Here is a 14433-nt window from a genome sequence, read left to right on the forward strand (position 1 = left end):
AAACGATCCTGATGCGGAAATGAAAAAGGGCTGCAATTTGCAGCCCTCAGGTTGTGTCGCAGCGATGGATCAGCGTGTGCTGGCCAAGGCGAACGACTGCGTGCCGGCGTTAAGTTCGATGCGCATCTGCGCTGCCTGCTGCTCGAAGGCCGGGCGGGCAGCCTTGGAGATGGGCTGGGCGGCGTCGGTGATCTGGGCAATGGTCAGCGGGTCGCGCTGCTCGCCCTTGTCGCGGAACTCGAAGTGCAGATGAGGGCCGGTGGCCCAGCCCGTGGAGCCCACGGCTCCGATGATGTCGCCCTGGTCCACGCGCTGGCCGCGCTTGACGTCGATGCGGCTCAGGTGGGCGTAGACGGTGGTGTGCTGGTTGGCGTGATCGACAAAGATCACATTGCCGTAACCGTTTTGCACGCCGGCAAAGGACACGACGCCGTCGCCCACGGTGCGCACCTTGGTGCCGGTGGGTGCAGCGAAGTCGGTGCCCAGATGAGCGCGCCAGGTTTTCTGGATGGGGTGGACGCGCATGGAAAAACCGCTGCTGATGCGCGAGAACTCCACGGGGTAGTTCAGGTAGGCCTGGCGCAGGCTCTTGCCGTCCAGCGTGTAGTAGGCGCCTTTCTTGCCTGCTTCCTGGAACCACATGGCCTGATGCGACTTGCCATTGTTGTAGAACTCGGTGCTCAGCACGCGGCCGGCACGCAGCGGCTCGCCGTCGGCTTCCAGCGATTCATAGACCACGGCAAAGCGGTCGCCCTTGCGCAGGCCGCGGCGGAAGTCCAGCTCGCCCTGGAAGATGTCGGCCATCTGCATGGAGACACTGTCGGGAATGTCGGAGGCATCCGTGGCGGCAAAGAAGGAGGAGCGAATCACGCCGCCCGCGAGGCGGGGGCTGGCCGTGAGCTTGCCGGTCTCGATCTTGGATTGCAGCTTGCCGTCAACACGTTCCACCGTCAGGCGCTGAAAGCTGCCATCTTCGCTGGGAGCCCAGCGCACGGTCAGCTGGCTCAGCTGCTGGTCGGGTGTGGTCTCTGCTGACACCAGGCGGCCGGCGCGGCCCAGCACGTTCTGGCGCACGGCTTCGTTGCTGCGCATGAAGGCTGCGGCCTGCGGGTCGGCAATGCCAAGGCGCTGCAGCAGCGACTCGGTGGTGTCGTTGCTGCGGGTGTATTCGGAACGGTAGAGGGAGAAGGACTGCAGATCCGTCAGATCGGCCAGATCCTGGCCGGCGGCCAGGGAGGTGACGGGTTCGGTCAGTGTACGTACGGGGAGGTCGGCGGGGTCGGGGCCCAGGCTGGCCACTGCGAAGGCGCCGCTGCCACCGGTCAGCAAAACAGTCGCCAGCGCCGCCGTAGCGCGCTTGGGGTGTTTTTGCAGAGCCGATGTCAGCCGCGCAAGCAGAGCACCGCCGGCATTTTTCAAGCCAGTCATCAAAACATCAAATCCTTGGGAAAGCGTGTCGGTGGAGTTGGTATTTGTTACGACTGACACGTCTCCAGCAGCTCTACCGTGCCATAAGTCCATCCAAAGAGGTCTTTATGAGGGAGCAGTCTAGAATTGACCGTAACACCAAACCTCCAAGTATATCGGCCGCGTCCTACCTCGCCTGCCGAAAAACCCTTATGAATCAATCTGCTGTTACAAGTTTTCCCGTGACCGACAGAGTGAACCAGGCGCTGGAAGTCACTCTGCGTGGAGTCGATGAGCTGCTGCCCAAGGACGAGTGGGTCCAGAAGCTGGCCAGGTCCGAAGCCACCGGCGTGCCCCTGCGCATCAAGCTGGGTCTGGATCCGACAGCTCCCGACATTCACCTGGGCCATACCGTGGTGCTCAACAAGATGCGCCAGCTGCAGGATCTGGGCCATCAGGTGATCTTCCTGATCGGCGACTTCACGACGCTGATCGGCGACCCTTCGGGCCGCAACTCCACGCGTCCGCCGCTGACGGCCGAGCAGATCAAGGTGAACGCCGAGACCTATTACACCCAGGCCGCCAAGGTGCTGGACCCGGCCAGGACCGAGGTGCGCTACAACAGCGAGTGGTGCGACCAGCTGGGCGCGCGCGGCATGATCCAGCTGTCGGCCAAGTACACGGTGGCGCGCATGATGGAGCGCAACGACTTCCATACGCGTTTCACCGACGGCAGCTCCATCAGCCTGCACGAGTTTCTCTACCCGCTGCTGCAGGGCTATGACTCGGTGGCGCTCAAGTCCGACCTGGAGCTGGGCGGTACCGATCAGAAGTTCAATCTGATGATGGGCAGGCATCTGCAGGCCGAGTATGGTCAGGAGCAGCAGTGTGTGCTCACAATGCCGCTGCTGGTGGGCCTGGATGGCGTGCACAAGATGTCCAAGTCCAAGAACAACTACATCGGCATCACCGAGGACGCCAACACCATGTTCGCCAAGGTGCTGTCGATCTCGGACGAGCTGATGTGGGACTGGTACACCCTGCTGTCCTTCAAGAGCCTGGCCGAGATCGCCGCGCTCAAGGCCGAGATCGAGGCCGGCGGCAATCCCAAGCATGCCAAGGTGGCGCTGGCCAAGGAGATCACCGCGCGCTTCCACAGCGCCGAAGCCGCCGATGCGGCCGAGCAGGATTTCATCAACCGCTCCAAGGGCGGCATTCCCGATGACATCCCTGAAATCAGCCTGTCCGGCGCTCCGCTGGGCATTGGTGCGCTGGTCAAGCAGGCCAATCTGGCTGCATCGACCGGCGAAGCCAACCGCCTGATCGATGGCGGCGGCGTGCGCGTCGACGGCAACGTCATCAGCGACCGCGCACTGAAGCTGGATGCCGGCACCTTTGTGCTGCAGGTGGGCAAGCGCAAGTTTGCGCGTGTCACGCTGAGCTGAGCGCCCTGGGGCGCTTCGCCCCATTCGCCTCTTTGCGCTTGGCGCCACAGGGGAAGGCCTTTGCCGCTGTGGCGCGGCCTAAAGAGGTGACAGTAAAAATGAGAGCTTTTTACGCTTGATACATCTGCGTTTCAAATCACTTTGTATTTGAAACCGATGCAGGTCATACGTGAGTAGCTCTCTTTTTTATTGGGTTGACTCGCTCGCGCCTTGCATGGCGTCGCGCGTCTGGCGGGCTTGTTCCATCAGCCACTGACAGAAGGCCTGCACTTCGGGCCGCTCGCTGCTGCGTGGGCCTTGCAGCAGCCAGTACGACAGAGGCGAGGCCAGGCGATGTTCGGGCAATACCTCGATCAGGGTGCCGGCCGCCAGCGCATCGGCTACCAGCGGCAGGCGCGCGATGGCCAGACCCTGGCCCGCCAGCGCGGCCTGCACGATCTGGTGGGCGTAGTTGAAGTACAGCCAGCGCGGCGGCTGCAGCTGGTCGCAGCCGTTGGCGGCAAACCAGCGTTGCCAGCTCAGCCACTCCAGCTGGGGCATGCGGTGCACGTCGCCGGTTTCAATCAAGGTGTAGCGGGCCGCATCGGCGGGGCTGTGCACGGCGGGGCCGCTCCTGAGCAGGGCTGGGCTTGCGACCAGCACCAGCTCTTCGCCGAACAAAGCCTTTGCCGAAGCATCGGCGACGCCGGCGCTGTAGCGTATGGCCAGGTCCACATCGGTGGTCTCCAGATCCACCACGGCGTCGCCCGTGTCTATGCGAATGTCGATATCGGGATAGGCGCGCTGGAAAGCCTCCAGACGCGGAATCAGCCACATGGCAGCAAAGCTGGCCCAGGTGGTGATGGCCACGCTCTTGCGGCCCACGGTCTGGCGGATCTGGCGCACGGTGGCGTCGATCGACTCCAGTGCAGGCTGAACGGCATGCAGCAGCTGGGCGCCGGCACCCGTGAGTTCCACGGCTCGCGAATGGCGCAGGAACAGCGGGATGCCCACCTCGTCTTCCAGCGACTGGATCTGGCGGCTGACGGCAGACTGGGTCAGTGCCAGCTCGTCCGCCGCGGCACGAAAGTTCAGGTGTCGGGCCACGGCCAGAAAGGCGCGCAGATGGCCGGCGCCGACGGCGCGGGTGCGAAGCAGCGGAGTGGGGCTGGTGGTTGCATGAGGCATGGCAGGGCAAGCATAAGGTGTTTGCGGCGACTGTTGCCTGCGCTTGCAGTTGCCGAGCACGGCTATGGGTCGATAATCAGGCGGTTTTCATTCCACAAATCAATATGACTGCACCTCTGGACATCGTCGTCATGGCTGCCGGCAAAGGCACCCGCATGAAAAGCCGCCATCCCAAGGTGCTGCAAAAGCTGGCCGGACGCGCCCTGTTGCAGCATGTGCTGGATACTGCTGCGCAGCTCAAGGCGCGCTCGGCCGTGGTGGTGACGGGCCATGGTGCTGCGGAAGTGGAAGCGGCCATCGCCGCTGCCAATGGCGCAGATGGCGCCAATGGTGCAATGGACCTGAAGTTTGTGCGCCAGGAGCCCCAGCTGGGAACCGGCCATGCCGTGCAGCAGGCCGTGCCTGCGCTCAAGGACGATGGCCTGGTCGTGGTGCTGTCGGGTGATGTGCCGCTGACCCGGGCCGACACGCTGCAGGGTCTGCTCGATGCCGCCGGCAGCGACAAGATGGCGCTGCTTACCGTGACCATGGCCGATCCCACGGGCTATGGCCGCATCGTGCGCAACGATGCCGGCACGGTGCAGCGCATCGTCGAGCAAAAGGACGCCAGCGAGGCCGAACGCGCCATCACCGAGATCTACAGCGGCATCATGGCCGTGCCCGCCAGGCATCTGACGGCCTGGCTTGCCAAGCTCGACAACAACAATGCCCAGGGCGAGTACTACCTGACCGATATCGTCGCCATGGCCGTGGCCGACGGCGTACCCGTGGTGGGCCACCGCATTGCCGATGCGCTGCAGGTGGCGGGCGTCAACAGCCCGCTGCAACTGGCAGAGCTGGAGCGCGCCCACCAGCTGCGCCAGGCGCGCGAGCTGATGGAGCAGGGCGTGCGCATGGCCGATCCTGCGCGCTTCGACCTGCGTGACGATGCGCGCGGCGCCAAGGCCAACCTGAGCTGCGGCCAGGATGTGGAAATCGACGTGAACTGCATCTTTGCCGGCAAGGTGACGATTGGCGCCGGCGCCCGGATCGGGGCCAACTGCCATCTCAGCAATGTGAGCATTGCCGACGATGCCGTGATCCACCCCTTCACGCACATTGATGGCGAGAAGGCCGGCGTGGAAGTGGGCCAGGGTGCGCTGGTCGGCCCGTTTGCCCGCCTGCGCCCCGGCGCCAGACTGGGTCGCGAAGTGCATATCGGCAACTTCGTGGAGGTGAAGAATTCCACGCTGGCCGACGGCGCCAAGGCCAATCATCTGGCCTATCTGGGCGACGCCACGGTGGGTGAGCGCGTGAACTACGGCGCAGGCAGCATCACTGCCAACTATGACGGCGTGAACAAGCACCGTACCGTGATCGAGGCCGATGTGCATATCGGCAGCAACTGCGTGCTGGTGGCTCCGGTGACGATTGCCGCCGGCGGCACCGTGGGCGGTGGCTCCACCGTGACCAAGAACACCGAGGCTGGTGCCTTGACGGTAGGACGTGGCAGGCAGGTCAGCATCCGCAACTGGAAGCGCCCTGAAAAGCTGCCCAAAGCCTGATGGAACAAGCGCAGCAAGCTTTGGAGAGCATGGCGCCTCAGTCCCTGGACGAAGCGCTGGCGCTGCTGGCCAGGCGCGAGGCCGAACTGGCCGCCTTGCGCACGGCCCAGCAGGAGTGGATGCATGCCGTCTCGCATGATTTGCGGGCGCCGCTGCGCCATCTGCTGGCTTTCAATCCGCTGGTTGCCGAGCTGCTGCAGTCCGCCAGCCCCGGTGCCGAAGACCTGGAGGAAGCGCGCAGCTTCCTCCAGACCATGGATCAGTCCGCCCAGCGCATGGCGGCCATGTTCGACGGCTTGCTGCAGCTGAATCGGGCTCAGAGCCATGTGCTGCAGCCGCAGCCTGTGGACTTGCTGGCCTTGCTGGGCAGTCTGCGCCAGCGTCTGCAGGCAGGCGCGCAAGGCCGACGCATAGAGTGGTGTCTGCCCGCTGTCGCCCCCATGTTGCAGGCAGATCCGCGTCTGCTGGAGCAGGCTTTGGACGCAGCTCTCGCCAATGCCGTCAAGTTCACGCGGGCCGTGCCGCTGGCGCGCATTCAGGTCGATGTGCAGCGCGACGGGCAGGGAGGCTGCTTCATCACCGTGGCCGACAACGGAGCCGGCTTCGAGCAGGCGCGGTCAGGCAAGCTGTTTGGCGTCTTTCAGCGCATGCATCGCGAGGCCGAGTTCGAGGGCCTCGGCATCGGCCTGGCGCTGGTGCGCGATATCTGCCGCCGCCATGGCGGCGAGGCGGAAATCCAGGCCCAGCTCAATGCGGGATGCCAGTTGCAGATGCATTGGCCCACCTGCCTGCCCTGAGTGGTCAGACCACGTCGCGGTCCAGGCTTTCCTGCTCGGCGCTCGCCGGGCTGATTCGCGTGGATTCCGGTCGCATGGGCATGGTCGAGGGACTGTGCTGCCGCTCGGGTTGTTGCGTGGCATCCATCACCTGGTCGCGCCCGCCGCTCTTGGCACTGTAAAGCGCACTGTCGGCCGCTTTTATCCACTCGGTCACCGAGCCAAAACCTTCATCGGCTGCCGCAACGCCGATACTCGCACTGATGTGCAGCTGTGGATATTCGCGAATGCGTATCTGAGCAATTTTCTCGCAAATACGCATGGCGACCGAATATGCCTCCTTGGCCGTGGTGTGCTTGCAAAGCACGGTGAATTCATCGCCGCCGTAGCGCCCTGCAATATCGTTGCTGCGCAGGCTGTTTCTAATTGCCAGCCCGATCATTTTCAAAACATCGTCGCCCACAATATGGCCGTACAGATCATTCACGCTTTTGAAACGGTCAATGTCAATCACCAGCAGGCAGGTCTGCTCCTTGGCGGTGCGGTGCTGATGCAGCGCGGCACGGGCTTTTTTCCACCAGTAATCGCGGCTGTATACCGTGGTCAGAGGATCAATGCGCCCCAGCAACTTGAGCTGCAGGTTCTGCCTGGCCAGAGTCTTGAGCATTCGGCTGTTGGACCAGCTTGCATAGGCGCTGTGCAGGATGATCAGCGGCAGCAGGCTGAGCTGTACCGCCAGTGGCGCGGCCCATTGCGGGGTGGGCCTTATGGCGATGCTCATGAAAAGCATGCCGCACAGCAGCGCGATCAGTGAGGGCAGCCAGCGGCGCTTCAAACCGGTATAGAAGCGATCGGCCACGCCTATGGCCAGAATGCAGATGCTGGGCAGCAGGCTCCAGTGCATCAGAGAAATCCAGCAGCCGACGATCAGCGCATCTATCAGAGAATTGAAATACTCGGCATGGAACTGATCCTGTTGCCGGCTTGAATGCAAGAAAGCAATATGCGGCCATACCAGCGCACTGACCGTCGTGAATGCCCACCAGGCGAGATTGGTCGGGAGATATGACAGGCTCGCAGCCACCACCGCTCCGCCCAGTGCCATATAAGAGGCGCGCAGAGGGTAGGTCCGGCGGTGAATATCTCGATGCAAGGGCATCTGGTGGAATTGGCTTAAGTCAAGGATGCGAGAATAATCTATTTAATACAATTTGTATCAAATATTGAGGGGCTTGCGCGGCATCCACACCACACATGGCAGTTCAAAAATAAAGGCGTGCAAGTCCCTAATGATTGGAGACGGGCAAGGGCAGTTCGGTACTGAATTTGGCGCGCTTGATGCTGAAGAAGGCTTTGACATTGCGCACATTGGCATCCTGCGTGAACAGCTTCTGGCTCAATGCCAGGTAGGCAGGCATATCGATGGTGGCAATGACGAGGATGAAGTCGGGGCCGGGAGAGACGCGCCAGCATTGCTGCACGCCGGGTTCGGACACGGCTTTGTGCTCGAATTGCAGCAGTGAGCTGCTGTCCTGCCGGTCCAGCGAGACTTCCACAATGGCCTGCAGGCCATGACCGGTGAGGCGGGCGATGTGTTCGCTGCTCAGGATGGCGACTTGTTTCTCGATCAGACCCAGCTCCTGCAGGCGTTTGACCCGGCGTAGGCAGGTAGGGGCAGACAGCTCGAGATGCCGGGCCAGGGCCTGGTTGCTCAGGCTGGAATCCAGCTGCAATTGCTGCAGCAGTTGCAAGTCGATGTCATCCAGATTGATGGAATTTTCATTCATTTATTTAAATTTTATTGAATAAATAATCAATATTCCGATTCTGTGAAATTTTCAATCATTTTGTTGTTTTTATTGGTTGAAAATTTTTTATTGCAACCGTTAGCATGCTCGCTCAAACAACCTAAGGTGTACCTCTATGTGTGGCATTGTTGCTGCGGTGTCTCATCGCAATATCGTTCCGGTTCTGGTCCAGGGTCTGCAGCGGCTGGAGTACCGCGGCTATGACTCCTGTGGTGTGGCTGTACAGGCAGCGGATGCCAGCGGCTTGAGCCTGGGCTTGCAGCGTGCGCGCTCTACAGCCCGCGTGGCCGAGTTGATGGAGCAGGTCAAGACCGAGCATGTGGAAGGTTTCACCGGCATTGCCCATACCCGCTGGGCCACTCATGGCGAGCCTGCCGTACGCAATGCCCACCCCCACTTCAGCCATGGTCCCGGCATCTCGCCCGTGGCCGATGCCGATGCGCCGGCCCGCGTGGCCCTGGTGCACAACGGCATCATCGAGAACTACGAAGCCCTGCGTACCGAGCTGCAGGCCAAGGGCTATGTATTTGCCAGCCAGACCGACACCGAGGTCATTGCTCACCTGGTGGACAGCCTCTACAACGGCGATCTTTTCGAAGCCGTGCAAGCCGCGACGGCTCGCCTGCATGGCGCCTATGCGATCGGCGTGATGCACCGGGATGAACCCCGCCGTGTGGTGGGCGCTCGTGCCGGCTCGCCGCTGATTCTGGGTGTGGGCAAGGACGGCGCGGAACATTTCCTGGCCAGCGATGCAATGGCGCTGGCGGGTGTGACCGACCAGATCGTGTACCTGGAAGAGGGCGATCTGATCGATCTGCAGCCAGGACGCTACTGGGTCATCAGCAAGAGCGGCGAGCGCCTGACAGAGCAGCAACGCCCGGTCAGGACCGTGATGGCGCACAGCGGCGCAGCCGAACTGGGCCCTTATCGCCACTACATGCAAAAGGAAATCTTCGAGCAGCCGCGCGCTTTGGGCGATACGCTGGAAGGCCTGAAGAACATTGCCCCCGAGCTGTTTGACGGGGTCACTTCGGAAGGCAAGACCGGCGCGGCGGCCTGGCGAGTATTCAAGGAGATCGACCGGGTCCTGATCCTGGCCTGCGGCACCAGCTATTACAGCGGCTGCACGGCCAAGTACTGGATAGAGGCGATTGCCGGCATCCCCTGCAATGTGGAGGTGGCCAGCGAGTACCGTTACCGCACCAGCGTGCCCGATCCCAAGACACTGATCGTGACCATCAGCCAGTCGGGCGAGACGGCCGATACATTGGCGGCCCTGCGCCATGCCCAGAGCCTGGGCATGAAGCACAGCCTGACCATCTGCAATGTGGCCACCAGCGCCATGGTGCGCGAGTGCGAGCTGGCCTATATCACGCGCGCCGGCGTGGAAATCGGCGTGGCATCGACCAAGGCCTTCACGACGCAGCTTGCAGGTCTGTTCCTGCTGACGCTGGCGCTGGCCCAGTCCAAGGGACGTCTGACGGAAGAGAAGGAGCAGCAGTATCTGACGGCCATGCGCCACCTTCCCGTGGCCCTGCAATCCGTGCTGGCGCTGGAGCCGCAGATCATCAGCTGGGCCGAAGACTTTGCGAAGAAGGAAAACGCGCTGTTCCTGGGTCGCGGCATTCACTACCCCATCGCTCTGGAAGGCGCGCTCAAGCTCAAGGAAATCAGCTATATCCACGCCGAAGCCTATCCTGCCGGCGAGCTCAAGCATGGCCCGCTGGCACTGGTGGACAGCCAGATGCCTGTGGTCACCGTGGCACCCAACGACGAACTGCTGGAAAAGCTCAAGAGCAATATGCAGGAAGTGCGTGCGCGCGGCGGTGTTCTCTATGTGCTGGCCGATGCCAAGACCAATATCGAAAGCAGCGAAGGCATGCATGTGATTCGCATGCCCGAGAACTATGGTGCCCTGAGCCCCATTCTGCACGTGGTGCCGCTGCAGCTGCTGGCCTATCACACGGCGGTGGCACGCGGCACCGATGTGGACAAGCCGCGCAACCTGGCCAAGTCGGTCACGGTGGAATAAGCCGGTTGCTTCGTGCCACGAAAAAGCGCTCCCATGGAGCGCTGTTTCGTTTTTGGCATGACAGGTGGATGGCTGGCTTCAGCGCTGGCTAGACTCCTGCCGCTTTGAAGACCCGGCGCAGTACCTGCATGGGCAGAAACTTCACGCGGCGGCGTTTGAGTTCATGTCGGTAGAGGCGCTCCCTCTCAATGAAGTTGATTTTTTCTTTCATTGCGATGTGTCTGGATGGCTAACCCAACTAATCTAACAGCGTAGTGAGCATTTTTCGTAACACCCTGTCAGATGGATGCGGCATCAACATCCCGGCGTTGAAGCCCGCATGTCCTGGCATGCATGCGGCCATCTTGGCTCGCCTATGAAAAACGCCCCTTGCGGGGCGTTCGAGTAGAGCGATTTTGCTTACATATTATTGGGCAGCACGGTCACGATCTGCGGGAAGAACCACAGTATGACCAGTGCCAGCACCATCAGCAGGAAGTAGGGTGCGCAGACGCGGGCCAGATAGGTGATCTGCTTGCCCGTCATGCCCTGCAGCACGAACAGGTTGAAGCCCACCGGTGGCGTGATCTGAGCGGTCTCCACTGTGATCACGAGGAAGATGCCGAACCACAGGGGGTCTATGCCTGCGGCCTGGATGATGGGCAGAACCACGCCGGAGGTCAGCACAATGGTGGAGATGCCGTCCAGAAAGCAGCCGATGAGAATGTAGAACAGGCCCAGTACCGCAATCAGCATGGCGGGCGACAGGTTCAGGCTGCCCACGTATTCAGCCAGCTGGCGTGGCAGTCCGATATAGCCCATGGACAAGGTCATGAAGGCTGCACCGGCGAGGATCAGCGCAATCATGCAGTACAGCCGGGTGGCTCCGAACAGCGATTCCTTGAAGTTCTTCCAGCTCAGTGCACCTTGCAGGGCCGACAGAATCAGCGCTCCCATCACGCCTATGCCGGCGGCTTCGGTCGCCGTGGCAATGCCGCTGTAAATGCTGGCAATCACGCCCGAGATCAGCAGCACGACGGGGATCAGGTGGCGCGACTCGTAGACTTTCTGCTTGAAGCTCATGGTGCTGTCGGCCTTGGGCACCTTGTCCGGGTTCATCAGGGCCCAGACCACGATCCAGCCGCTGAACATCAGGGCCAGCATGATGCCTGGCAGCACGCCTGCCATGAAGAGCTTGGAGATCGACAGCTCGGCCGATACGCCGTAGACGATCAAGATGATGGAGGGCGGGATCAGCAGACCCAGTGTGGCGGGGCCGCCCAGCGAGCCGATCACCATGTTCTCGGGATAGCCGCGTTTGCGCAGCTCGGGCACATTCATCTTGCCCACGGTGGCGCAGGTGGCGGCCGAGGAGCCGGACACTGCCGCAAAAATCGTGCAGCCAATGACATTGGTGTGCAGCAGGCGGCCCGGCAGCGCATTGACCCAGGGCGCCAGACCTCGAAACATGCTCTCGGACAGATTGGTGCGGTAGAGAATCTCGCCCATCCAGACAAACAGGGGCAAGGCCGTCAAGGTCCAGCTGCTGGCAGAGCCCCAGATGGTCATGGCCATGGCATCGCCCGCAGCGCGCGCGGTGAAGAATTCCATGCCGAACCAGGCAACGCCTGCCAGCGTCAGTCCGACCCAGACGCCGCCGCCAAGCAGGACCAGCAGCACCACAATCAGTGCAATGCTTGCGGTGATTTCATTCATGAGGGGTTCCCTCCTTCTCTACCGCCTTGCGTTTACCCAGCAGCTCCAGCACCAGTTCGTCACAGAACGCGATGAAAAAAACAATCGTGCCAAGAGCCATGAAGATCTGCGGAATCCACAGCGGTGTGGCGTCTATGCCCACGGAGATGTCTTCGATCTCCCAGGACTGCCATACCAGACGCGTGGAATAGAAAGCCAGAAAGGCCGAAAGAATGGTGGCGACGCCAAGGGCGGTCAATTCCAGCGCCTTGTAGGCCTTGCCCTTGAGCGCGCCCAGCAGCAGGGTGACGCGGATATGTTCACCTTTCTTCAAGGTGCTGGCCAGGGCCATGAAGCCAGCGCCCGCCATGGCATAGCCTGCGTAGGCATCGGTGCCCGGGGCGCTGAAGCCAAAGAGTCGGCTGGTGATGGTCAGCAGCACCATCGCCAGCACGCCGATCATGGCGATGCCGGCAAGCCAGGCACTGCCGTCATAGAGGCCGTTGAGTAACTTGCGCATGCTTGTCTTCCTGAGAGGATGAGGTCGTCGGCCGCCCGCCCCGGATGACGGGGTCGGGCGAGCCGATGCAATCTGCGCCTTACTTGCCAGCCTTGTAGCCGTCGAGAATGGCCTGGCCGTCAGCGCCGGCCTTGTCCGTCCATTCCTTGATCACGGTCGCGCCGATCTTGCCCAGGTCTGCCTTGAGCTGGGCGGAGGGTTGCTCGACCTGCATGCCACCTTGCTTGAGGGCGGCAATCGAGCGTGCATCCACTTCCCTGGACTCTTTCCAGCCGCGCTGCTCGGCAGCGGCAGCGGCCTTGAGCACGGCCTCCTGCGTGCTCTTGTCCAGCGCGCCAAAGGCCTTCTTGCTCACGGTCACGGCATTCTTGGGAATCCAGGCCTGCACGTTGTAGTAGTACTTCAGGCTTTCAAACAGCTTGTTGTCGGCACCGGTTGCGCTGGAGGTGATCAGGCCATCCACCACGCCGGTCGCCAGAGCCTGGGACAGCTCGGCCTCCTGCACGGTCACGGGCTGGGCGCCAATCAGTTCGCCAATACGGGCGGTAGTGGGGGAGTACACGCGCCACTTCATGCCCTTGAGATCGGCCGCGGAGTTGACGGGCTTTTTGGTGTAGATCCCCTGGGGAGGCCAGGCCACGGAATACAACAGCACCTGTCCCTGCTTGTCCAGCAGCTTTTGCAGCGCGGGTTTCTGAGCCTGATAGAGCTTGTAGGCCTCGTCATAGTTGCTCACCAGGAACGGGAGTCCGTCGGCGCCGAAGATCTGCGACTCATTCTGAAAGCTCACCAGAAAGAATTCGCCCATCTGTGCATTGCCGGTCTGCACGGCACGCTTGATTTCGGGCATCTTGAACAGCGACGCACCAAAGTGCGGCGTGATCTTGAGCTTGCCACCCGTGGCAGCATCCACATCCTTCACAAACAGTTCGTTGTTCTTGGAGTGAAAGTTTCCAGGCCCGTATGCGGTGGCGAAATCCCACTTGGTTTGTGCCATGGCATGACCGGCAATGCCGATGCCGGCGAGCAAGGTTGCGGTGGCGCAGAAAATGCGACGCTTCATGAGAACTCCTCGGATAAGAGATGCAGACGAATGAACTCAGGCAAGAGTTGTGCCAAAAGTAGCATTTGTCTCAACAAACATCCATGAGGGATTTCAACGAGTTTCAAAGAAACGTAGGGTGTTTTATTGCTTTGCCTCTATTGAAAATGGCATTTTGTTGAACAAGATCCCTCAAGGGGCCTTGATCCCCGCCTCTGCCAGACGCCGGGCATAGGCGGCCAGAATGATGCGTTCGGAATGCACCAGATAGGCACTGAGCTCCTGTGCCGCCTCCGCGGGCCTGCCGGCTTCGAAGATCTGCAGAATCTTCAGGTTCATGCTCACATAAGGTGCATGCAGAAAATGCGGGTCGCGCAGCAGGCCGAAGGCCAGGCGCAGCTCCGCCAGCAGATGCGAGAACATCTCGTTGAGGCGTTCGCTGTCGGCCAGGGCCACGATGGCTTTGTGAAACGCCATATTGGCTGTGCCCACCTCGGACCAGTCCTCGGCCTCGCTGTGCCGCTGGCCGCTTTCCACGGCCTCGCGCATCCGCGTCAGCGCCGGGTGCATGGGGTAAGCCTGTGCAAGGGCCTGACACTCGATCATGCGCCGCACGCGATAGATGTCGATGATGGACGCCATGCTGGGCACGGCCACCGATACGCCCTTGTTGGGCTCGTGCACCAGCAGACCTTCCTTGGTCAGCATGCGGAACACCTCGCGCAAGGTGTTGCGCGAAATATCCAGCGCTTCGCTGAGTGCCGCTTCGGACAGTCGCTGGCCCGGGCTCAGCACGCCCTTGACCAGCTGGCTGCGTATTTCTTCGGCGATGCGTTCGGTCAGGTTCTGGACCTCTGCTGCGACTTTCATGGCGTTCCCTTTTGGCTGTCGCCAGAGTGTAGCCATCGTTCTGTTGACTCAGAGAAGTCCCAAAGAGTGGTGCAACCTAGGGTTTGCTCTATTACAAAGTCTATTTGTTCTGCAAACAATTTCATTTGTGGAATCAATCTAAATAGAT

The 14433-nt window shown here is 61.4% G+C and carries 12 protein-coding genes; 4 read left to right on the forward strand and 8 right to left on the reverse strand.

Annotation, left to right across the window (positions count from 1 at the left end):
• Positions 1-69: 69 nt before the first annotated feature.
• Positions 70-1428, reverse strand: a complete 1359-nt coding sequence (locus FSY45_RS11370) for a M23 family metallopeptidase (RefSeq protein ID WP_012836936.1) — start codon at positions 1426-1428, stop codon at positions 70-72.
• 191 nt (positions 1429-1619) lie between these two features.
• Here FSY45_RS11370 and tyrS point away from each other — a divergent pair, with 191 nt between their 5' ends.
• Positions 1620-2852 (forward strand): tyrosine--tRNA ligase, encoded by a 1233-nt coding sequence (gene tyrS, locus FSY45_RS11375; RefSeq protein WP_003061750.1) that lies wholly within the window; start codon positions 1620-1622, stop codon positions 2850-2852.
• 186 nt (positions 2853-3038) lie between these two features.
• On the opposite strand, the gene FSY45_RS11380 is transcribed toward tyrS, so the two are convergent.
• Positions 3039-4019, reverse strand: coding sequence for a LysR substrate-binding domain-containing protein (locus FSY45_RS11380; RefSeq protein WP_046460998.1), 981 nt, complete (start codon positions 4017-4019; stop codon positions 3039-3041).
• Between the two features lie 104 nt (positions 4020-4123).
• Here FSY45_RS11380 and glmU point away from each other — a divergent pair, with 104 nt between their 5' ends.
• Entirely contained in the window at positions 4124-5563 is a 1440-nt protein-coding gene (gene glmU, locus FSY45_RS11385; RefSeq protein ID WP_046460999.1) for a bifunctional UDP-N-acetylglucosamine diphosphorylase/glucosamine-1-phosphate N-acetyltransferase GlmU, read from the forward strand.
• Positions 5563-6360 (forward strand): ATP-binding protein, encoded by a 798-nt coding sequence (locus FSY45_RS11390; protein ID WP_003061759.1) that lies wholly within the window; start codon positions 5563-5565, stop codon positions 6358-6360. The genes glmU and FSY45_RS11390 overlap by 1 nt, the downstream gene beginning before the upstream one ends.
• 4 nt (positions 6361-6364) lie before the next feature.
• Here FSY45_RS11390 and FSY45_RS11395 read toward each other — a convergent pair whose 3' ends face one another.
• The gene (locus tag FSY45_RS11395; protein ID WP_034361285.1) at positions 6365-7498 is read right to left on the reverse strand and encodes a diguanylate cyclase AdrA; all 1134 of its coding nucleotides are present in this window, start codon (positions 7496-7498) and stop codon (positions 6365-6367) included.
• Between the two features lie 127 nt (positions 7499-7625).
• A complete protein-coding gene (locus FSY45_RS11400) occupies positions 7626-8126 on the reverse strand; it encodes an Lrp/AsnC family transcriptional regulator (RefSeq protein ID WP_046461000.1) in 501 nt (166 codons plus the stop codon).
• Positions 8127-8262: 136 nt separating this feature from the next.
• On the opposite strand from FSY45_RS11400, the gene glmS reads away from it, so the two are divergent.
• A complete protein-coding gene (gene glmS / locus FSY45_RS11405) occupies positions 8263-10179 on the forward strand; it encodes a glutamine--fructose-6-phosphate transaminase (isomerizing) (RefSeq protein WP_003061764.1) in 1917 nt (638 codons plus the stop codon).
• Positions 10180-10578: 399 nt separating this feature from the next.
• Here glmS and FSY45_RS11410 read toward each other — a convergent pair whose 3' ends face one another.
• The 4 genes from FSY45_RS11410 to FSY45_RS11425 all read right to left on the reverse strand — a co-directional run bounded on the left by FSY45_RS11410 (position 10579) and on the right by FSY45_RS11425 (position 14285).
• Positions 10579-11874: a TRAP transporter large permease gene (locus FSY45_RS11410; protein WP_003061766.1), complete on the reverse strand. Its 1296-nt coding sequence runs from the start codon at positions 11872-11874 to the stop codon at positions 10579-10581.
• Positions 11867-12373 (reverse strand): TRAP transporter small permease, encoded by a 507-nt coding sequence (locus FSY45_RS11415; protein WP_003061770.1) that lies wholly within the window; start codon positions 12371-12373, stop codon positions 11867-11869. Before FSY45_RS11415 ends, FSY45_RS11410 begins: the two co-directional genes overlap by 8 nt.
• Positions 12374-12452: 79 nt before the next feature.
• Positions 12453-13436 (reverse strand): TRAP transporter substrate-binding protein, encoded by a 984-nt coding sequence (locus FSY45_RS11420; RefSeq protein ID WP_012836943.1) that lies wholly within the window; start codon positions 13434-13436, stop codon positions 12453-12455.
• A 171-nt stretch (positions 13437-13607) separates the two neighbouring features.
• A complete protein-coding gene (locus FSY45_RS11425; protein WP_012836944.1) occupies positions 13608-14285 on the reverse strand; it encodes a GntR family transcriptional regulator in 678 nt (225 codons plus the stop codon).
• Positions 14286-14433: the final 148 nt, after the last annotated feature.

It is taken from the genome of Comamonas sp. Z1 (assembly GCF_008121555.1).
In the GTDB taxonomy this organism is placed as follows: domain Bacteria; phylum Pseudomonadota; class Gammaproteobacteria; order Burkholderiales; family Burkholderiaceae_C; genus Comamonas; species Comamonas thiooxydans.

Coding starts and splice junctions, on each gene's coding strand:
- tyrS (WP_003061750.1), top strand. CDS start 1,620: ATGAATCAATCTGCTGTTACAAGTTTTCCCGTGACCGACAGAGTGAAC.
- FSY45_RS11370 (WP_012836936.1), bottom strand. CDS start 1,428: ATGACTGGCTTGAAAAATGCCGGCGGTGCTCTGCTTGCGCGGCTGACA.
- glmS (WP_003061764.1), top strand. CDS start 8,263: ATGTGTGGCATTGTTGCTGCGGTGTCTCATCGCAATATCGTTCCGGTT.
- FSY45_RS11395 (WP_034361285.1), bottom strand. CDS start 7,498: ATGCCCTTGCATCGAGATATTCACCGCCGGACCTACCCTCTGCGCGCC.
- glmU (WP_046460999.1), top strand. CDS start 4,124: ATGACTGCACCTCTGGACATCGTCGTCATGGCTGCCGGCAAAGGCACC.
- FSY45_RS11415 (WP_003061770.1), bottom strand. CDS start 12,373: ATGCGCAAGTTACTCAACGGCCTCTATGACGGCAGTGCCTGGCTTGCC.
- FSY45_RS11380 (WP_046460998.1), bottom strand. CDS start 4,019: ATGCCTCATGCAACCACCAGCCCCACTCCGCTGCTTCGCACCCGCGCC.
- FSY45_RS11400 (WP_046461000.1), bottom strand. CDS start 8,126: ATGAATGAAAATTCCATCAATCTGGATGACATCGACTTGCAACTGCTG.
- FSY45_RS11390 (WP_003061759.1), top strand. CDS start 5,563: ATGGAACAAGCGCAGCAAGCTTTGGAGAGCATGGCGCCTCAGTCCCTG.
- FSY45_RS11425 (WP_012836944.1), bottom strand. CDS start 14,285: ATGAAAGTCGCAGCAGAGGTCCAGAACCTGACCGAACGCATCGCCGAA.
- FSY45_RS11420 (WP_012836943.1), bottom strand. CDS start 13,436: ATGAAGCGTCGCATTTTCTGCGCCACCGCAACCTTGCTCGCCGGCATC.
- FSY45_RS11410 (WP_003061766.1), bottom strand. CDS start 11,874: ATGAATGAAATCACCGCAAGCATTGCACTGATTGTGGTGCTGCTGGTC.